This is a genomic window from Clavibacter sp. (assembly GCF_014802555.1).
GTDB classification, from domain to species: Bacteria; Actinomycetota; Actinomycetes; order Actinomycetales; family Microbacteriaceae; genus Clavibacter; species Clavibacter sepedonicus.
This window is the reverse complement of record NZ_JAAVCB010000029.1, coordinates 1-20,034: the sequence shown is the minus strand read 5'-3', so window position 1 is coordinate 20,034 and position 20,034 is coordinate 1. Positions and strand designations below refer to the sequence as shown.

Below are 20,034 nucleotides of genomic sequence, written 5' to 3'. Positions count from 1 at the left end.
AGCGCCCGACGAGTGGGGTGCCTGCGCCCCTAGGGTCGGCGGATGCGCACCCGCTCGGGGTGCCGGTCCCCGGAGGCCCCCATGCTCGGTCAGGTGTTGCTCGCCCTGGTGGGCCTCGGGATCCTCGCACTGTCATTGCCCGACGCGACGGGCGATGCGCCATCCGCCTGGTGGGGCGTGGTGGGAGGGGCGCTCATCGTGGTCGGGGCCATCGCTGCGGTGGTCCGCGGCCGTCGCCGACGCGGATCCGCCTCGGGCGCCCGTCGGTAGGCTGGCCGGATGACCGACCCCGCCGTCCCGGCCGTCTCCTCCCCCGCATCCGACTCCTCCGCCACCCCTCCCGTCGCGGAGCAGCGCCCCATCGAGCGCACCTTCCACGGCGACACGTTCGTGGACCGCTACGAGTGGCTGCGCGACAAGGACGACGCCGACGTCATCGCGCACCTCGAGGCCGAGAACGCGTACACGGATCAGGCCACCGCGCATCTGGAGCCGTTGCGCGAGCAGCTGTTCACGGAGATCAAGGACCGCACGCAGGAGACCGACCTCTCCGTCCCCGTCCGCGAGGGCGACTGGTGGTACTACGCGCGCACGGTCGAGGGGTCGCAGTACGCGATCCGCTGCCGCCGCCCCGTCGCCGGCCCGGACGACTGGACCCCGCCCGTCATCGAGCCCGCCGCCGACGGCACGGCCACCCCCGGCGAGCAGGTGCTGCTCGACTCCAACGCCGAGGCCGACGGCCACGAGTTCTTCTCGCTCGGCGCGTTCGAGGTCAGCCCCGACGGATCGCTCCTCGCCTACTCCGTCGACGTCGAGGGCGACGAGCGCTTCCTGCTCAAGATCCGGGACCTCACGACGGGCGAGGACCTCGCCGACGAGATCCCCGGCACCAGCCACGGCGCCACCTTCTCGGCCCACGGCGACCACCTCTTCTACGTCACGGTGGATGACGCGTGGCGCCCCGACACCGTGTGGCGCCACCGCGTCGGCAGCCCCGCGTCGCAGGACGTGAAGGTGTTCACCGAGCCCGACGAGAGCTACTTCGTCGGCTTCGGCATGACGCGCAGCCGCCAGTACCTCGTCATCGAGGTCGGCTCGAAGATCACGACCGAGGTGCTCCTGCTCGACGCCGGGGATCCCACGGGCGCGTTCCGCTCGGTGTGGCCGCGCCGGCACGGGGTCGAGTACGACGTCGACCACGCGGTCATCGACGGATCCGACCGGCTCCTCATCCTGCACAACGACGGCGCCACCAACTTCGAGCTGATCGACGTGCCGGCCGACGACCCGACGTCCACGACCGACCGGCAGGTCGTCATCCCCCACGACGACGAGGTCCGCCTCGAGGACGCCAGCGCGTTCGCCGACCACCTCGTGATCTCCTACCGCCGCGAGGGCCTCACGCGCGTCGGGGTGATCCCCTTCGACCGCGTCCTCGACGGCGAGCAGCTGCACGAGATCGCGTTCGACGAGCCGATCTACACGGTCGGAACAGCGGGCAACCCCGAGTTCGCGCAGCCCACCGTCCGCCTCGGCTACACGAGCCTCGCGACGCCGGCCACCACCTATGACTACGTGCTCGCGACGCGCGAGCTGCGCCTCCTCAAGCAGCAGCCCGTGCGCGGCGGCTACGACCCGGACGACTACGTGCAGACCCGCGAGTGGGCGACCGCGGAGGACGGCACGGAGATCCCGCTCTCGGTGATCTACAAGCGCGGCCTCGTGCACCCGGGCACGCCGGCGCCGCTCCTGCTCTACGGCTACGGCTCCTACGAGGCGAGCATCGACCCATCGTTCTCCATCGCGCGGCTGTCGCTGCTCGACCGGGGCATGGCGTTCGTCATCGCGCACGTGCGCGGCGGCGGCGAGATGGGCCGGCGCTGGTACGACGAGGGCAAGACGCTCACCAAGAAGAACACCTTCACCGACTTCGTGGCGGCGGCCGACCACCTCATCGCGCGCGGGTGGACCAGCCCGGAGAAGCTCGTCGCCGAGGGCCGCAGCGCCGGCGGGCTCCTGATGGGCGCGGTCGCGAATATCGCGCCCGACCGGTTCGCCGGGATCCTCGCGGGCGTGCCGTTCGTGGACGCGCTGACGAGCATCCTCGACCCGTCGCTGCCGCTCACCGTGATCGAGTGGGACGAGTGGGGCGACCCGCTGCACGACCCCGAGGTGTACGCGTACATGAAGTCGTACACGCCGTACGAGAACGTGCGGGAGGGCGTGGAGTACCCGCGGATCCTCGCGGTCACGAGCCTCAACGACACGCGCGTGCTCTACGTCGAGCCCGCCAAGTGGACGACCCGCCTCCGCGAGGTCGGCGCGCCCGTGCTGCTGCGCACCGAGATGCAGGCCGGCCACGGCGGCAAGTCGGGCCGCTACGACGCGTGGCGCGAGCGCGCCTCCGACTACGCGTGGGTGCTCGACGTGGCGGGGCTGGCCTAGGGGTCAACAGACACAGGTCGCGTTCTGCGCAAGCGGGGCTCAGGCGGTTTTCGACGAGCTAAAGCCTGCTTCTGCTTTGACGCGAACTCGACCTGCTGACAAATGAGCCCTCCCAAGGCACACTTGTGCCATGGCCACACCTCTAAGTCCGACAATCACACTCGCGACGTCTGTGCACGCTCAGCCTGGCGTTTACGCGTTACTCCTCGGCTCAGGCGTGTCACAGGCCTCCGGAATTCCCACCGGATGGGGCGTCATACAGGACCTGATCCGAAAAGTCGCGACGCTTGAGCATGGAGCGGATCGGGACGCGGTCGCCGGGGCGACTCAAGACCCCGAGGCATGGTGGCTTGAGCACCATGGGGAGAAGCTGGGATACTCGACTCTTCTCGCGACCCTAGCCACTACGCCGGCAGCTCGACAAGGACTCCTTGCCCCCTATTTCGAACCCCCGTCAACCGATGACACGGATATCGATAAACAACCGACCAGAGCACATAGGGCAATCGCGCAATTAGTCAAGCGTGGATACATCAAAGTCATAATTACCACCAACTTTGATCGCCTACTAGAAGTCGCATTGTCAGAAGTTGGGATTGGCGCGCAAGTAGCCGCAAGACCAGAGGCCGTCGCGGGCTTACAGCCGCTTGCCCATGCTCCCGCGACGATAATCAAGATCCACGGCGACTATCGTGATATTGAATCGTTGAACACAAGCGAGGAGCTGTCGGAATATGCCGAACCATGGAAATCGGTACTCGGCCAAATTTTTGAACAATATGGTCTTGTGATATCTGGCTGGTCCGCCGAGTGGGACGTTGCCCTCGTGCGCGAACTAGAAGCTGCCTCAAGCCGGCGCTATCCTATTTTCTGGGACTCGCACTCCGGGACGGGCCCCGCAGCACAAAAATTCGCCAACATTCTGCAAGCGTCAATAGTTCCATGTTCCAGTGCCGACGGCATGTTCGCGGGCCTGCTCGCGAACATAGAAGCATTGACTGACATGCAGCAAGAATCATTGAGCGTGGATTTGAAGATCGCTAAATTGAAGAGATGCTTGCCGGCGCCGTCTCGTCGAATCGAACTTTATGATTTGATCAATTCCGAAATAAAGTCCATTCGAACCCATACGGAGACAGTCGCCACTAGAACACAGCTCGGTTCCACGGGCTACGACAAGGTTGTTGCGGAGTCCTTCGAGCATTGCAGCGACCTCCTGCAAATGCTTTCCGCGGGCGTTTTCCACGACGACGGCACCCATGAGGCCCTCTGGGTGCGCACTCTTCAAACTCTTTTAAACCTACGCACGCCTCCTTCCGGCTCATACAGTGCGTACGCTTTAGCCCTGCAGCATCTCCCTGCACAATTGGCATTCTTCACCATGGGCGCGGTTTTAGTAAACGAACATCGAGACGCTTTACTAACCCGACTTGCCTTCGAACCCACTTGGCAAGAGCCGTACAATGCGTCGCCAGCGAAAAAAGCCTGCAAAACATTGGGGCTAAACAGTTTACTCAACTTTGACCTAGTTCAATCGTTACCACGATGGAATAACGGTCGCGGAGGGAACTGGCTTTACCCGCAAAGCCATCTTGCCCGAGAACTCATCGATGCGCCTTTGTCGAAATTGCTCGACGACATTAGCTTGCCAAACTTGTTTGATGATCTCGAGTATCGCATCGCTGTACTGCAATGGCTTTCTGGTAGTCGTAATCCTCAGTCAGGGGAATATTTAAGCGAAGGCAGTTATGACAGCGATGGTACGAGGACAGTCACCAGACGCCTTCTAGTAGACGCCCTTAATCCCAGCATGATGACTGCTTACACTTCCAGCCAGGCTCCTTCTCTGGCCGTGACACTAAGTGCTATGGAAGAAAAGCTTCAGAGAAATACGCGCTGGTGACGTTTGGGACAGGTCGTGTGGCACCGTACGCCACCTTGGCGACTAGCTCTGCCAAAACAGAGCAGCCCTCGCCCTAGGGTGGGTCCCTGACACGGGGTGCCCACGAGGGCTGAGATGAGACCCGTCGCACCTGATCCGGTTCGCACCGGCGGAGGGATGTCATCATGAGCGCTCTGCGCCCATCCACGGGAACGATCACGCGGGGGACGCCGACCTCGGCGGATCTCCTCCTCCAGCTGCGGGAGCGCCAGCCGCTCGTGCAGTGCATCACCAACGCGGTCGTCACCGGCTTCACCGCGAACGTCCTGCTCGCGCTGGGTGCCGCGCCCGCGATGACGGACGTGCCGACCGAGTCCGGGCCGTTCGCGCGCATCGCGTCAGGCGTGCTCATCAACCTCGGCACGCCGCACGCCGAGCAGCGGGAGGCCGCGGTCGAGGCCGCGCACGCGGCGCGCGACGCGGGGACGCCGTGGGTGCTGGATCCCGTCGCGGTCGGCGCCCTGCCGGTGCGCACGCGGCTCGCGCACGAGCTCGTGGCGCTGTCGCCGACCATCGTGCGCGGCAACGCGTCGGAGATCATCGCGCTCGCGACGGGCGGCGCGGGCGGCCGCGGGGTCGACGCCACCGACGAGGTCGAGGCCGCGCTCGACGCCGCGAGCCTGCTGGCGCGCACCTACGGCACGGTCGTCGCGGTCTCCGGCGCGGTCGACCACATCACGGACGGCCACCGGCTCGTGCGCGTGCACACGGGTGACGCGTGGCTCACGAAGGTGACGGGCGGCGGCTGCGCGCTTGGGGCCGTGATGACGGCGTTCGCGTCGACGGATCCGGATCCGCTGCGGGCCGCCGTCGCCGCGACCAGCGGCTACACGATCGCGGCCGACATCGCCGCCGAGGGGGCGCGCGGGCCGGGATCCTTCGCGGTCGGGCTGCTCGACGCGCTCGACGCCGTCACGCCCGAGCTCGTCGCCCAAAGTGAGCGCCTGTCGTGATCGGGCTCGACCTCTCCGTCTACCTCGTCACCGACCCCGCGCTCTGCGGCGCGCGCGGCGTGCCCGCGGTCGTCGCCGCGGCGGTGGCGGGCGGGGCGACGGCGGTGCAGATCCGCGACAAGCACGCGAGCGCGGCGGAGCTGCTGGCGACGGTCGTCGCGGCGGCGGATGCCATCGACGCGCATGCCTCCGCGCATCCGACGGCCCCGCGGCCGCTGCTCCTCGTGGACGACCGCGTCGACGTCGTGCTCGCGGCCCTCGCCCGCGGTGCCCGCGTGGACGGCGTGCACGTCGGCCAGTCGGACGTGCCGGCCGACCTCGTGCGGCGGATGCTCGACGCCGCGAGCCCCGACCGCCGCCTCGTCGTCGGCCTCACGGCGAACACGCCCGCGCACGTGGAGGCGTTGCGCGCGCTCCCCGCGGGCACGGTCGACTACCTCGGCGTCGGCGTGATCCGGCCCACGAGCACCAAGCCGGACCACCCGGCGCCGCTCGGGCACGACGGGTTCGGGATCATCGCCGGGCTCTCCCCCGTGCCGTGCGTCGCGATCGGCGGGGTGGATGTGCGCGACGTGGACGCGATCGCGGCGGCGGGCGGCGCGGGGACGGCCGTCGTCTCCGCCATCTGCGCGGCGGAGGATCCCGAGGCGGCGGCGCGCGAGCTCGCGGAGGCGCGGGCGCGGGCGCGGGCGCGTCCCGCGACGACGGGCGATGCGACGGACGACCCGGCCGAGGTCGTCGCATCGTCCGAGGACCACGCGCCCCCGCTCCGCCCGGTCCCCCGCGTCCTCAGCATCGCCGGCACGGATCCGACCGGCGGAGCGGGCATCCAGGCCGACCTTAAGTCCATCGCGGCGAACGGCGGCTACGGCATGGCCGTCGTCACGGCGCTCGTCGCGCAGAACACGACGGGCGTCCGCGAGATCCACGTGCCGCCCGTCGCGTTCCTGCGCGCGCAGCTCGACGCGGTCTCCGACGACGTCGCGATCGACGCCGTGAAGATCGGCATGCTCGGATCCGCCGCCGTGGTCGACGAGGTCGCCGCCTGGCTCGGTGCGGTGCGCCCGCCGGTCGTGGTGCTGGATCCGGTGATGGTCGCGCAATCCGGCGACGCGCTCCTCGACGCCGACGCGACCGAGGCGCTCCGCCGCCTGCTGCCGCTCGCCGACGTCGTCACCCCGAACCTGCCCGAGCTCGCCGCGCTCCTCGGCGAGCGCGAGGCCGACGGCTGGGAGGCGGCCCTCGCGCAGGGGCGGACCCTCGCGACCCGGCACGGCGTCCGCGTGGTCGTCAAGGGCGGGCACCTGCGCGTCGACGACTGCCCGGACGCGCTCGTCACGCCGGGCGCGGGCGGCGCGGGTCCGACGGCGCACGTCGTCGACGGGCCGCGCATCGCGACCACCAGCACCCACGGCACCGGCTGCTCCCTTTCGAGCGCGCTCGCGACCCTGCAGCCGCGTCGCGACGACTGGCGGGCGGCGCTCACGGAGGCGAAGGCCTGGCTCACCGGATCGCTCGCGCACGCGGAGGACCTCGGGGTCGGATCCGGCGCCGGCCCGCTCGACCACCTGCGCGCGCTGTGGGACGCCGCGGGCACGCATGCCGGGCCGATCTCGGCGGAGATGTGGGCGGGATCCGCCGGCCTCCGCCGCGAGATCGACGACCTCCCCTTCGTCCGCCGCCTGGGCGACGGCACCCTCCCCGAGGCGTGGTTCTCGCACTACCTCGCGCAGGACGCCATCTACCTCCGCGCGTACTCGCGGGTGCTCGCGCGGGCGAGCCAGCTCGCGCCCGCGCCCGACGCGCAGGTGGTCTGGGCGCGCTCGGCGGCGGACGCGATCGCCGCGGAGTCGGCGCTGCACGAGGAGTGGCTGTCCCGGCATCCCGCGCCCGCGGTCGCCGGCCCGGTGACGCGCGCCTACGTCGACCACCTGCTCGCGCACGCGGCCACGAGCGACTACGCGGTGCTCGTCGCGGCGCTGCTGCCCTGCTTCACCATCTACGCCGACGTGGGGACCCGGCTCCGGGCGGCGGGATCCGAGGCGGCGGCCGCGGGCGTCGCGCACCCATACGCGGCGTGGCTGGCGACCTACGCGGATCCGGCGTTCGCGGAGGCGACCCGGCGCGCGTCCGAGCTGGTCGACGAGGCGGCGGTGCTCGCGGGTCCGACCCGGCGCGCGGCGATGCTCGAGGCGTCGCTCCTGTCGTCCGCGTACGAGCGCGACTTCTTCCACGCCCCGGAGGCGCTCGGCTGACACGGGGCGCGCTCCCCGGGATGCGCCCTCCGCCGCCGGCGTGCACCCTGGGGATGCCCCGGCCCGCTTCCAGCCGTCCCCGCGGGAGGATCCTCGTGCCCCGACGCGACACCGCGCCGGGGCTCCCCGTTCCACGACCCGGGCACCCGCGTGCCCGACGGAGAGGACACCGCATGCGCGTCCAGGCCGAGACCCCCGCGATCACGATGCCCGACCACCAGTTCACGGGCGAGGTCCGCCTGCGCTGGCTCTCCACCCCGCAGACCCCCGAGCAGCGCGCGGTCGTCGCGGCCGTCACCTTCCCGCCGGGCGCCCGCACCGTGTGGCACTCCCACGTCCTCGGCCAGACGCTGCACGTGACCTCGGGCATCGCCCGCGTGGGCACGCGCGGCGGCGAGGTGGTCGAGGTCGGGCCCGGCGGATCCGTCTACATCGAGGCGGGCGAGGAGCACTGGCACGGCGCAACGGCCCACGCGCCGATGGAGCACATCGCGGTGCTCGAGGACGGCGACGACCCGGTCGACGCGACCACCTGGGGCCCGCACGTGACGGACGAGGAGTTCCTCCGGCCGGCCGCCCCCGCATCCGTGGCGACGCCGACCGCCACCCCGGCCGCCGCGCTCCCCGTCCCGCTCGGAGCGCCCGTGCTCGTGCACGCGCTGCGCTACACGGCGATGTACGGCGAGAAGCCGTTCGACGAGGCGCTGCTCGTGTACCTCGACAACGGCTCGTACAAGATCCTCTCCCCCGGCGAGGAGCACTACGGCAGCTACGTGTCGGCGTCGGAGACGGGCGTCGCGCCGCGGCACGTCGCGTTCCTGTCGTGGCCGTCGGACGACTGGCACCGCAACGTCGCCAGCCACACGCTCACGTTCTCCGACGACACGGGCGCCTTCATCCAGTCGCTCGTGCTGCCCGGCGACGCGGTGCCGCGCGCGCAGCACGGCTTCGCGGAGGTGGTCGCGGATCCCGAGCGCGTCGACATGACGGCGTCGTGGGACACGCTGCGGGTCACGCACGCGGCCTCGTTCGAGCGCCTCGCGGAGCGCGTGCGGCAGCTCTGACGTGACGGGGCGGTCCGCGGCCCGCCCCGGCGCTACACTCGATCCACCCGAGCGCCTCCTCCTCTGCTGGTGAGGCACGCGACCCGAGCCGAGCGCCTCCCGGAAGCCAGGACCATGACCACCACCACCTCGCCGCGCACCCGCGGCCAGCGCCTCGACGCCCTCCCCTGGACCCGCGCGCACTCGCGCATCCTCGGCGGGAGCGGCGTCGGCTGGGCGCTCGACGCGATGGACGTCGGCCTCATCTCGTTCGTCATCGCCCAGCTCGCGGTGGTGTGGGAGGCGGACGCCGGGCAGCTCGGCCTCGTCGCGTCCGCGGGCTTCCTCGGCATGGCGATCGGCGCGAGCGTCGGGGGCCTCGTCGCGGACCGCATCGGCCGCCGCCAGGTGTTCGCGCTCACGCTGCTCGTCTACGGGGTGGCGACGGGCGTCTCGGCGCTCGCCATGTCGGTGGGCGCGCTCATCGCGCTCCGCTTCGTCGTGGGGCTCGGTCTCGGCGCGGAGCTGCCCGTCGCCTCGACGCTCGTGAGCGAGTTCTCGCCCGCCCGGATCCGGGGACGCGTCATCGTGATCCTCGAGTCGTCCTGGGCTGTCGGCTGGACGGCCGCGGCGCTCATCGGCTACCTCGTGATCACCGCGAGCGACGACGGCTGGCGGTGGGCGCTCGCGCTCGGCGCCGTGCCCGCGGTGTGGGCGATCGTCGTGCGGCTGCGCCTACCGGAGTCGGTGCGGTTCCTCGAGGCCAAGGGGCGGCACCGGGAGGCCGAGCGGGTCGTGCGCGACCTCGAGGTCGCGGCGGGGGCGGATCCCGCGACGGATGCCGCCGCGGCGTCGACGGCCGAGGCCCGGGCGGCGGACGCGGCCACCGGCACGGATGCCGCGCCGGCAGACGCCACGCCCCGCGAGCGCCTGTTCGGCGTGCGCCTGCGCCGCCGCACGCTCTCCCTCTGGATCGTGTGGTTCTGCGTCAACTTCGCCTACTACGGCGCCTTCATCTGGCTGCCGACGCTGCTCGTCGCGCAGGGCTTCTCGCTCGTGCGGTCGTTCGAGTACACGCTGCTCATCACGCTCGCGCAGCTGCCGGGCTACGCGGTCTCCGCCTGGATCGTCGAGAAGTGGGGGCGCCGTGTGACTCTCGCGGTCTTCCTCGCGGGATCCGCGGTCTCGGCCGGCCTCTTCGGCACCGCGGACTCCGTGACCGCGATCCTCGTGTTCGGCGCCCTCATGTCGTTCTCGAACCTCGGCGCGTGGGGCGCGCTCTACGCCGTGACGCCCGAGCTGTACCCGACCCGCGTGCGCGCGACGGGCGCCGGCAGCGCGGCGGGCTTCGGCCGGCTCGCCTCCATCGCCGCACCGCTGTGCGTGCCGCCGCTGCTGGCGCTCGGCGGCGTCGCGCTGCCGTTCGGCGTCTTCGCGGGCGTCTTCGCGCTGGCCGCGGCCGCCGCGCTCACGCTGCCGGATCTCCGCGGCGCGACGCTCGAGGACTGAGTGCGCGGATCCGCTCGATACGCTCGGAGTCCCGACCGCGAGGAGCAGACGTGATCCTGAACTTCGTCCTCTACCCCGTCATGGCCATCGTGGCGATCCTCATCGCCTTCGCCGTCATCGGCACCAGACGCTCGAACCCGACGCAGGACGCGCAGGACGCCGTCGCCCGCGAACGCCGCGCGGCCCGCAAGGCGGAGCGCCAGCGTCGGAGGACTGAACGCGGCTGATCCGCCCTGGGGAGCGTCGGCCCGCGCGCCCGCGGATCGCCAATCATGGCGTCATGCACCCCGAGCAGCTGCGGCGCCGGCAGGACTGCAAGCGGGACCCCGGGAGGTGACGAGTTCGGCGAACACCTTGCGACGACGCCCGCAGCGTCAGCCCGACGCGCGACAGAGCGAGCGAGCACACTTCCGTCCCGGCATTCGAACACTGTGGAGAACTCGCGCTCAGGAGGCACTGAAAGAGGACCGTTCCTTCAATCCCGTACAGAAGGAAGCGATGAGATCGCTATCGCTCAAACGACTCTCGCTCCTGGTAGCGCTCACGCTGGTGCCGCTCGCCGCTGCTGCACCCGCCTTCGCCTCCGCTCCCTCCGCTGCCTAAGCCACCGGTGCCACCGCCGCGGCCGGGGGTCTCGCCGCCACGATCTGTGCTGCACTCGGACCCGAGACTGGTGGTGTCGGATGCATCGCCGCTGGGGGCCTCGGCGTTACGATCGTGGCCATCGTCGCGGCCCATGGGGTCTGCCCCAACAATCAGAACTACCGCATCTACATCCTCAGCTTGGAAGGGCAGTGCCGAAATGACTGAACCGACGATTCGTAATCGCAGGACGCGCGCTGTCGTGCTCACCGCTGTCATCACCGCTTTTTACCTCTTCGCCACGCTCGTAGTGGCTCCCCTAGCCGCGGGCGAGAATGCGATGACTCGCACGTTTCCAGCGGGCGTGTTCGGTGTGCCCCTCTTCGCATTCAGCTACCTAGTGCTCCTGAAGATCCCTCGTCTCCTCGGCCGAGGAAGGTAGCAGTAAGCCGAAACCGAGCACGCACGACGCCCCCGCGACCAGCAGGCGGATTCTCGTGGTCGTCGCAACACCTGATGATTTAGATGGTTGTCAGTAGAGCACGCATTCGCTCGGCTGGGGTGTCCCAGTCGAGCGTTTTGCGTGGTCGGCCGTTGAGCTGCTGAGCGACATGTTCGAGGTCGGCGGAGGTATGGGCGGCGAGATCGGTGCCCTTAGGGAAGTACTGGCGCAGGAGTCCGTTGGTGTTCTCGTTGCTGCCGCGTTGCCAGGGTGAGTGCGGATCGCAGAAATAGACCGGGATTCCGGCCTGGATGCTGATCTGGCGGTGGCTCGCCATCTCAGCGCCCTGGTCCCAGGTCAACGATCCACGTAGGTGTGCAGGCAGGGTGCTGATCAAGGGCACGAGCACGTCACGGACTTCCTCGGCGGTATGCCCGCCGGGGAGATGGCCGAGCATGACGTAGCGGGTGGTGCGTTCGACCAGAGTCACGATCGCGGACTGTGAGCTCGTGCCGACGATCAGATCACCCTCCCAATGCCCAGGGACTGCCCGGTCCTCGATCTCCGCGGGCCGGTCAGCGATCATGACCATCGGGTCCACGAACCGTTGAGTGCGATGCTCTGGGCGGGTGCGGGGTCTGCGGCGGGTGCGGCCGGTGCGTAACGCGTCGGCGACTTCGCGGCGCAGTCCGCCGCGGGCCTGGACGTAGATCGCTTGGTAGATCGTCTCCGTGCTCACCCGCATACTCTCCTCGCCCGGGAACTCCCGAACCAGCAGGCGGGAGATCTGCTCCGGTGACCAGCGCAGCATCAGCTTGCGTGCGACGTAGTCCCGCAGCGGCCCGTCCTGAGCGAGCTTCGCCCGCTTCGGACGAGAGCGGCTCGCTGCCCAGGCCCGGTGCGCCGCGTGGGGCTGGTAGGTCCCCGCGACCGTGCGGGCATCGAGCTCGCGTTTGATCGTCGATGCCGGCCGACCCAGAACCCGCCCGATCGCGCGCAGCGACAGGTCCTGACGGCGCAGATCCGCGATCGTCTCCCGCTCGATCACGGTCAGGAACCGCGGATGCAGAACAGCGTCGACAGCGGGCAGACGCGGTCCCGTGATGGTAGCCATCCCGGTGTTGTACTCGATCCGCCGACCATCAGCATGAATCCGAACACTGCCCCGCTTCATCCAGCCGCGGTCCCAGTCCTGCGCAGTGCGCTCATGCACACCGACCCGCGACGCGGCTACCCGCCGGGACATCCCCTCCACGCGGAGCCGCTCGTACTCGCCACGCCCTGGATGCCCCGCTGTACCGGACTTCCCGCGCCCACGCACACCAGCCGTGCGCGCCCACCCGTACGCGGTGTTCCGACTCACCCCGACCACAGCCGCAGCAGCCGTGATGCTGCCATCGACCCGGTCCAGTACCTCGAAGAACTCCCGCCGCAACTCACCCGAAACCACGATCCCCGCAACCCCCTGAACTCAGGGTGTTGCGGGGACCACGAGAATCCGCCATCGCGGGGGGCCTTCGTCATGCCCGGCGGCCGTCCGCCGGAGCGGGGCGTCAGCCGGAGGGGTTCTCGACCGGCTTGTCCTCCGCGTCGGTCCCGGTCTCCGGGTCCACCTCCGCGGGATCCGTCGTCTCGTCGTGCTCGGGCGTGGGGGAGGGCGTGCCGCTCATGGTGCTCCGATCGATGGCGCGTCGGCCCGGATGGCCGACGGAGGTGCGACCCTACTCGCGGACGGCGGCGTCGTCCGCGTCGCGCCGCGACCGCTCCCGCACGCGCTCGATGTGCTCCCGCATCGCCGCCGCCGCGGCCTCGGGGCCCTCGGCGACCGCGTCGATGACCGCCCGGTGCTCGTGCACGGCGTCGTCCGCGTCGTGGACGCCCGTGCGCATCGTCTGGCGCATGCGGTGCACGCGGGTGGAGATCGCCTCCGACATGTCGAGGAGGAAGGGATTGCCCGTGGCCTCGAAGATCCGGTGGTGGAAGTCCCAGTCGACGACGAAGTACTCGCGGATGAGGCCGACGGGCATCTCGCCGTCGCCCGTCGCCGCGCGCACCCGTCGGGTCGTCTCCTCGTGCGCCGCGAGGGCGTCCTCGAGCGCGGGCACCAGGCGCGTCGGATCCGCGGCGGCCAGCGCCGTCGCCCCGCCCTCCAGCACGATGCGCGCGTCGAACAGCGCCTCGAGCTGCTCGCCCGCGATGGGCGGCGCGACCCGGTAGCCCTTGTGTGCCTCGCGCGCGACGAGCCCCGTGCGCTCCAGCTGCACCAGCGCCTCGCGGACGGGAGTGGGGGACACGTGCAGGTCGCGCGCGATCTGGTCGATGGCGAGGCGGGAGCCCGGCTCCATCTGGGATCCCATGAGCATGTCGAGCACGAGGTCGTAGACGCGGTCGCGCAGGCCCTGCCGCGCGGGCATCGAGGTCGCGTCGAGCGGGAGGCCGGTGGTCACCAGGACAGTCTGCCGTCAGCGGGAGGCGCCGGCCGCCGGACCGGCCGCCGCGCGCGCGTGCACCTCGTCGAGGATCGCCGCGACCGCGCGGGGGTCGTGCGCGAAGCGGCCGAGGAAGAGGCCGTCCACGTCGTCGCCGATGCGGGTGAGGAGGCCGGGGCCGGCGCTGCCGCCGTAGACGACCGCGGATCCTGGGTGCGCGGAGTGGGACCGTACGTGCGCGCGCAGCTCCCGGCCGACCGCGCGGATGTGCGCGTCGGAGGCGGGCTCGGCGGCGCCGATCGCCCACTGCGGCTCGTAGGCGACCACGATCCGGCCGCCGTGCCCGCGACCAGCGGCCAGGGCGAGCGCGTCGTCGAGCTGGCGGATGCACTCCCGGGCCGCGTCGGCGGGAGCCCGCCGGTCCTCCTCGCCGACGCAGAGGAGGGGCACCAGACCGGACGCCAGGGCCCGGTCGGCCTTCCGCCGCACGACCTCGTCCGTCTCGCCGAAGAGCCGTCGCCGCTCGGCGTGGCCGACCTCGACGAACGTCGCGCCGAGCTCCCGGATCTGCCCGCCGGACACCTCGCCCGTGGATGCGCCGGCGTCGTCGGCCGCGAGATCCTGCGCGCCCACGGCGGCGACCCCGTCGAGGATGCCGACAGCGGCCGGCACCGACAGGTACGACGGCAGCACCACGAGCTCGGCCTCGCCGCGCGTCGTCGCCGGGTGCGTGCGCGCGATGGCCGCGACGGCCTCGCACCACGCGAGCGTCTCGGCGTGCCCGAGGTACATCTTCAGGCTGACGCCGATCACGGCCGGCTGCGCGGGCACGGCCCTACTTCGCCTCGTACGCGCGGATCTCGTCGACCTTGTCGTTCGACGGGCTCGACGTGTCGAACTCGTACGTCAGCCACTCGCGCACGTTCCGCCGCGCGAGCTCGAGCCCGACGACGCGCTGCCCCATGCAGAGCACCTGCGCGTCGTTGGAGAGCACGCTCCGCTCCACCGAGAAGCCGTCGTGCGCGGTGACGGCGCGGACGCCGGCGACCTTGTTCGCCGCGATCGCCATGCCGAGGCCCGTGCCGCAGATCAGCACGGCCCGGTCAGCCTCGCCGCGCGCGACCATCTCGGCCGCCGTGGTCGCGACGGTGGGGTAGGCGGTGTGGCCGTCGGCGTCGACGCCCACGTCCACCACCGAGGCGACCAGGCCGCTCGCCTCGAGGTCGGCCTTGATCGCCTCCTTGTGGTCGTAGCCCGCGTCGTCCGCGCCGACGACGATGCGCCATGTCCTGGTCATCCGGTCCTCCTGTGGGTGCTGGTGGTCGTGCTGATGGGTGCCGGTGGATCTCACCGGTCGGCGATGGTGCGGCCGACGGCCGCGGCGATGAGCGCGAGCGACACGGCTCCCGGGTCCGCCGTGCCGACCGAGCGCTCGCCATGCGACCGGGCGCGCCCGATGCCGGGCTTCATGGCGGCGGTCGCGTCGGCGGCCTCCTGCGCGGCGTCGCTGGCGGAGGCCCAGGCGTCGTCGAGCGGGCTGCCGGATCCGACCCGCTCGGCGAGCGCCTCGGCGAACGGCACGAGCGCGTCCACCATCGTCTTGTCGGCGAGCGCGGCTTTGCCGTGGCCGATGACGGCATCACGGGCGTCGCCGACGCCCCGGGCGACCGCGTCGGCGGTGACGGGATCCGCGTCTGCGTCGTCGAGCGCGTCGCCGACCGCCTGCAGGATGAGCCCCCACAGCGCGCCCGACGTGCCGCCGCCCTTGTCGGACCAGGCGTCGCCCGCGAGCCGGAGGACGGTGCGGGCGCCGGCGCCCTGCGCGACGGCCGCGGTCGCGCGCTCCGAGGCGGCGCGGGATCCGCGCAGCATCCCGATGCCGTGGTCCCCGTCGCCCGCGACCGCGTCGAGGCGGCCCAGCTCGTCAGCGTGCTCCGCGACGACCGCGTGCACGGCGTCCAGCGCCGCGGCGATGCGCGCGGCGGCCTGCCGGGACGCGTCGGTCGCGTCGGGGATGGCGGCGTCGACCTCGTCGTCCTCGCGCGCGTCGACCGGCTGGAGCGCGGATCCGTCGAACGCGCCGCTGCGGAAGGCCGGGGTGTCGGCGGGCGCCGTCCACAGCCGCTCCAGCTCCTCGTCGAGCCAGAACAGCGTGAGGGATGCGCCCGCCATGTCGAAGCTGGTGCAGAACTCGCCGACCTGCGGATCCACGAGGGTGACGCCCGCCTCCTCGAGCAGGTCCGCGACGCGCGTGAACACGACGAAGAGCTCCTCGGCCTTCACGGATCCGAGGCCGTTGAGCACGGGCACGACGCGCGCGCCGCGCACCTCGACCCCGTCGGGCACCTCGGCGTCGGCGAGCAGCTGCGTCACGAACAGCTCGGCCAGGCCGTCGGCGGTCGGGATGTCGGTCTCGTCGATGCCGGGCTCGCCGTGGATCCCGAGCCCGATCGCCATGCGCCCCTCCGGCACCGAGAACAGCGGCTCGTCCGCGCCCGGCAGCGTGCAGCCCGTGAAGGCGACGCCCATCGAGCGGGTGCGCGCGTTCGCGAGGCGGGCCACGCGCTCGGTGTCGTCGAGGTCGTAGCCCGCGGCGGATGCGGCGCCGGCTGCCTTGAACACGGTGAGATCGCCCGCGATGCCGCGGCGCTTCGCCTGCTCGTCGGGCGACGCGCTGAAGATGTCGTCCGTCACGACGACCGTGCGGCAGTCGATCCCGTCGCCGCGCACACGCTCCTGCGCGTCGTCGAAGTGCAGCACGTCGCCGGCGTAGTTGCCGTAGAGGAGGAGGGCGCCCCGGCCCTGCTCGCTCGAGCGGATCACCGACTCGACCTGGTGCGCCGACGGCGACGCGAAGAGGTTGCCCATCGCCGCGCCGTGCGCGAGCCCGGGGCCGACGAGCCCGCCGAATGCGGGGTAGTGGCCGGAGCCGCCGCCGATGACGACCGCGACCTCGGGCTCAGCCGAGCGGGTGGAGCGGGAGACCCCGCCGTGCACGCGCCGGACCCACCGGCCGTTGGCGCGGACGAAGCCCGCCGTCATGTCGTCGGCGAAGTCCGCGGGGTCGTTCCAGAGCCGGGTCATCCGTGGTGTCCTCCTCATCGAGCACGTGAGGAGATCCTATAGGATATTGGATCCTCCCACCATGGTCAGAGGTCGCCCGGACACGACGGAGCCCGGGCCGACGCGGGGGTCGCGCGTCGTCCCGGGCTCCTCCCGCGGCGGCTTTCGGGCCCGCTTCGGGTGCGTCACCGTCGCCACGACCCACGGGGGATGGGGTGGCGACGGATCGCTTCGGGTATGTGCGGGTACACGATCCTCGTGATGACGGTATTGAGGATCACGCCATCGTGCCGGATCCGGCCCGACCCCTTGACCTCTCCGTGCCCGAACGGCTAGGTGCTACCGGTCGACGAGCGTGATCTCGAACGAGTAGAGGTCCGGGCGGTAGCAGTGCTGGCCGTACTCCACGGCGCGGCCCGAGCTGTCGAACGCCGTGCGCGACATGGTGAGCACGGCGCCTCCGCGCGGCAGGTCGAGCAGTCGCGCCTCGGATGCGGTGGCCGCGCGGGCGCCGATGCGCTGCTTGGCGACCCGCATGATCACGCCGCGTCCGCGCAGCAGCTGGTAGAGCCCGTGGGTGGCGAGCTCGTCCGGATCCAGGTCGACGAACGGCTCGGGCAGCACGTTGTCGAGGATCGCGAGCGGCACGCCGTCGGCCGTGCGGAGCCGGGTGAGGTGGAGCACGGGGCTGCCGACCGCGACGCCGAGCGCCTCCGCGACCTTCTCGTCGGCCTCGCCGCGCGACGACGACAGCATCGTGGTGGCGGGTGCCTGGCCCTGCCGCTCGAGGTCCTCGTAGAGGCTCGTGAGCTCGACGTTGCGCGTGACCCGGCCGTGCACGACCTGCGTGCCGATGCCGCGGCGGCGCACGAGCAGACCCTTGTCGACGAGGTCCTGGATGGCCCGGCGGATGGTCGGGCGCGAGAGGCCGAGCCGGTTGCCGAGCGCGATCTCGTTCTCGAGCCGCGCGCCCGCTGGCAGCGTGCCGTCGTGGATCGCCGTCTCCAGCAGGTTGGCCACCTGGTAGTAGAGGGGCACCGGGCCCGAGCGGTCGAGCGCGAGGAACAGGTCGGGGGGCAGGATCTGCTCCGGTTGCGTCACGTCGATCGCTCCCTCGTAGGTCAGGTCAACGCCTCATCCTGGCATGCGGCGGTTCAGCGGTCCGCCGCCGCCCGGCCCCCGTCCGGGCCCGGGTCGCGCGCGAGCTCGTGCGCCAGCGAGTCGAGCTCGGCGCCGCCGGCCATGAGGCTCGTCAGCTCGCCGAGCGTGATCTCGTCCTTCTCGAAGGTGCCGAGGCTGGATCCGCGGTTGAGCAGCAGGAACCGGTCGCCCACCGGGAACGCGTGGTGCGGGTTGTGCGTGATGAAGACCACGCCGAGGCCGCGGTCGCGCGAGCGCGCGATGTACCGCAGCACGACGCCGGACTGCTTGACGCCGAGGGCCGCGGTCGGCTCGTCGAGGATCAGCACGCGGGCGCCGAAGTGCACCGCGCGGGCGATCGCGACGCACTGGCGCTCGCCGCCGGACAGGGTGCCGATGGGCTGGTCGACGTCGCGGAGGTCGATGCCCATCTGCGCGAGCTGCTCGTGCGTGACGGCCTTCATGGCCTTCACGTCGAGCCGGCGGAACGGGCCCTTGCCCTTCGTGATCTCGGAGCCGAGGAAGAAGTTCCGCCACACCGGCATGAGCGGCACGACCGCGAGGTCCTGGTAGACGGTCGCGATGCCCGCCTGCAGCGCGGCGCGCGGGGATCCGAGCGTCACCGGCTCGCCGTCGAGGAGCATCGTGCCCTCGCTCGGGGCGTGCACGCCCGCGAGCATCTTGATGAAGGTCGACTTGCCTGCGCCGTTGTCGCCCAGCACGCACGTGACCTGGCCGGCCGCGACCACGGTCGAGACGCCCGTGAGCGCGTTGACGGCCCCGTAGCTCTTCCCGATGTCGCGGACCTCGAGGATGGTCGTCCCGACGGGCGGCAGCGGGGGAGTGGGGCGCCCGCCGGCCTCCTCGGCCGCTCCGGGGATCGCGCCGGCGAGGGGCTCGGACGCGGCGCTCGCGCTGGGGCTGGTCTCGGCGGTCATCGTCCGCCTCCCGCCCGCGTCCGCACCAGGTTGTTCAGCAGCACGGCGGCCAGCAGCATGACGCCGAGGATCGTGCGCAGCCAGTTCGTGTCCCACTGGGCGAAGGTGATGCCCTGGAAGACCATGCCGTAGATGAGCGCGCCGAGCGCCGCGCCGATGGCCGAGCCGAAGCCGCCCGTGAGCAGGCACCCGCCGACGACCGCGCAGATGATGTAGATGAACTCCTGCCCGACGCCCGTGTTCGCCTGCACGGTGGAGGTGCGGAACAGCGAGATCATGCCGACGAGCCACGCGGCGCCCGCGGTGCCCATGAAGAGCCCGATCTTGGTCTTGAGCACCGGCACGCCCACCTGGCGGGCGGACTCCTTGGCGCCGCCGACCGCGAAGATCCAGTTGCCGGCGCGGGTGCGCAGCAGGATCCAGGTGGCGACCGCCGCGACGAGGAACCACCAGAGCACCGAGACGTAGAAGTTCCCGCCGCCGATCCCGAGCGACGAGCCGAAGATCGGTTGGATCGCGTCGTACGACGGCACCTTCGTCATGCCCTGGATGGCGACCTGGCCCGTGATGAGCTTCGTGACCGCGAGGTCGACGCCCGCGAGCGCGAAGAACGTGCCGAGCGTCACGATGAAGCTCGGCAGGCCCGTCTTCATCACCAGGAAGCCGTTGAGCGCGCCGATCGCGAGGGCCGCCGCGAGCGAGACGAGCACCGCGACCCAGATGCTGAGCCCGTAGTGCGACGTGAGGATGCCGACCACGAGGGCGGAGAAGCCCGTCATGACGCCGGCGGAGAGGTCGAACTCGCCGCCGATCATGAGCATCGCGACGGCGACCGCCATGATCCCGAAGGTCGATGCCGACTCGAGCCACACGCCCGCGCCGGCGAGGGTGAGGAACTGCGGCGTGTAGAGGGAGAAGAACACCAGCACGGCGAGGGCGGCCACGAGGGCGCCGATCTCCGGCCGGGCGAGGATCTTGCGGATCGGCCTGTCCTCGAGGCGCGGCCTCGTGGCGATCGTCACGATGTCCGTGGTGGTCAACGCGGGCTCCTTCGGTGGGCGTCGGGCGGTGCGGTGCGGTGGGAGAGAGGGCGGGCCGGGCGCGACGGGTGCGCCCGGCCCGGCCGCCTAGCTGTACTGGGTCATGACGTTGGTGACACTCGGGCCGCGGGCGTGAGCCCGTGGCTCGAGTGGATCCGTTCAGTGTTGTAGTGCTCGATGAAGGGGTCAAGCGCGTCGGCGCGGTGTTGGTTGCTGGTGAAGGGTTGCCGGTAGGCCCACTCGGTCGCGAGGG

17 protein-coding genes and 1 riboswitch are annotated in these 20,034 nt (G+C 71.2%); of the genes, 8 read left to right on the top strand and 9 right to left on the bottom strand.

Annotation, left to right across the window (positions count from 1 at the left end; all coding sequences use genetic code 11):
* Positions 1–81: 81 nt before the first annotated feature.
* The 8 genes from HDR73_RS03560 to HDR73_RS03525 all read left to right on the top strand — a co-directional run bounded on the left by HDR73_RS03560 (position 82) and on the right by HDR73_RS03525 (position 10,374).
* Complete coding sequence (locus tag HDR73_RS03560) at positions 82–270, top strand: LPXTG cell wall anchor domain-containing protein (RefSeq protein ID WP_041464898.1); 189 nt, start codon at positions 82–84, stop codon at positions 268–270.
* 9 nt (positions 271–279) lie between these two features.
* Positions 280–2,445 (top strand): S9 family peptidase, encoded by a 2,166-nt coding sequence (locus HDR73_RS03555; RefSeq protein ID WP_012298510.1) that lies wholly within the window; start codon positions 280–282, stop codon positions 2,443–2,445.
* Between the two features lie 217 nt (positions 2,446–2,662).
* Entirely contained in the window at positions 2,663–4,348 is a 1,686-nt protein-coding gene (locus HDR73_RS03550) for an SIR2 family protein (protein ID WP_158309438.1), read from the top strand.
* A gap of 82 nt (positions 4,349–4,430) precedes the next feature.
* Positions 4,431–4,522, top strand: a riboswitch (TPP riboswitch).
* Positions 4,513–5,340: a hydroxyethylthiazole kinase gene (gene thiM, locus HDR73_RS03545; protein ID WP_012298506.1), complete on the top strand. Its 828-nt coding sequence runs from the start codon at positions 4,513–4,515 to the stop codon at positions 5,338–5,340. Its footprint overlaps the riboswitch before it by 10 nt.
* On the top strand, positions 5,337–7,595 hold the full coding sequence (locus HDR73_RS03540; RefSeq protein WP_012298505.1) for a bifunctional hydroxymethylpyrimidine kinase/phosphomethylpyrimidine kinase: 2,259 nt from the start codon (positions 5,337–5,339) through the stop codon (positions 7,593–7,595). The genes thiM and HDR73_RS03540 overlap by 4 nt, the downstream gene beginning before the upstream one ends.
* A 173-nt stretch (positions 7,596–7,768) precedes the next feature.
* Positions 7,769–8,659, top strand: coding sequence for a cupin domain-containing protein (locus HDR73_RS03535; RefSeq protein ID WP_012298504.1), 891 nt, complete (start codon positions 7,769–7,771; stop codon positions 8,657–8,659).
* A 114-nt stretch (positions 8,660–8,773) separates the two neighbouring features.
* Positions 8,774–10,147, top strand: coding sequence for an MFS transporter (locus HDR73_RS03530; RefSeq protein ID WP_012298503.1), 1,374 nt, complete (start codon positions 8,774–8,776; stop codon positions 10,145–10,147).
* A 50-nt stretch (positions 10,148–10,197) separates the two neighbouring features.
* Complete coding sequence (locus HDR73_RS03525; protein ID WP_012298502.1) at positions 10,198–10,374, top strand: hypothetical protein; 177 nt, start codon at positions 10,198–10,200, stop codon at positions 10,372–10,374.
* Positions 10,375–11,250: 876 nt separating this feature from the next.
* On the opposite strand, the gene HDR73_RS03520 is transcribed toward HDR73_RS03525, so the two are convergent.
* The 9 genes from HDR73_RS03520 to HDR73_RS03480 form a co-directional block, all read right to left on the bottom strand.
* Positions 11,251–12,417: an IS30-like element ISCmi3 family transposase gene (locus HDR73_RS03520; protein WP_076612010.1), complete on the bottom strand. Its 1,167-nt coding sequence runs from the start codon at positions 12,415–12,417 to the stop codon at positions 11,251–11,253.
* Positions 12,418–12,892: 475 nt separating this feature from the next.
* Positions 12,893–13,618 (bottom strand): GntR family transcriptional regulator, encoded by a 726-nt coding sequence (locus HDR73_RS03515; RefSeq protein ID WP_223842649.1) that lies wholly within the window; start codon positions 13,616–13,618, stop codon positions 12,893–12,895.
* Between the two features lie 15 nt (positions 13,619–13,633).
* Positions 13,634–14,431 (bottom strand): triose-phosphate isomerase family protein, encoded by a 798-nt coding sequence (locus HDR73_RS03510; protein ID WP_041464657.1) that lies wholly within the window; start codon positions 14,429–14,431, stop codon positions 13,634–13,636.
* A gap of 4 nt (positions 14,432–14,435) precedes the next feature.
* Entirely contained in the window at positions 14,436–14,897 is a 462-nt protein-coding gene (locus tag HDR73_RS03505) for a ribose-5-phosphate isomerase (protein ID WP_012299658.1), read from the bottom strand.
* A 50-nt stretch (positions 14,898–14,947) separates the two neighbouring features.
* Positions 14,948–16,684 carry a dihydroxyacetone kinase family protein gene (locus tag HDR73_RS03500; protein ID WP_041464658.1) on the bottom strand — a complete coding sequence of 579 codons (1,737 nt, stop codon included), beginning with the start codon at positions 16,682–16,684 and terminating at the stop codon, positions 14,948–14,950.
* A gap of 318 nt (positions 16,685–17,002) precedes the next feature.
* A complete protein-coding gene (locus HDR73_RS03495) occupies positions 17,003–17,764 on the bottom strand; it encodes a GntR family transcriptional regulator (protein ID WP_012299660.1) in 762 nt (253 codons plus the stop codon).
* A gap of 53 nt (positions 17,765–17,817) precedes the next feature.
* Positions 17,818–18,741, bottom strand: coding sequence for an ATP-binding cassette domain-containing protein (locus HDR73_RS03490; RefSeq protein WP_012299661.1), 924 nt, complete (start codon positions 18,739–18,741; stop codon positions 17,818–17,820).
* Positions 18,738–19,781 (bottom strand): ABC transporter permease, encoded by a 1,044-nt coding sequence (locus HDR73_RS03485; RefSeq protein WP_012299662.1) that lies wholly within the window; start codon positions 19,779–19,781, stop codon positions 18,738–18,740. The genes HDR73_RS03490 and HDR73_RS03485 overlap by 4 nt, the downstream gene beginning before the upstream one ends.
* 101 nt (positions 19,782–19,882) lie before the next feature.
* The coding region (locus HDR73_RS03480; RefSeq protein ID WP_287136236.1) for an integrase core domain-containing protein at positions 19,883–20,034 on the bottom strand (152 nt) is incomplete at its 5' end.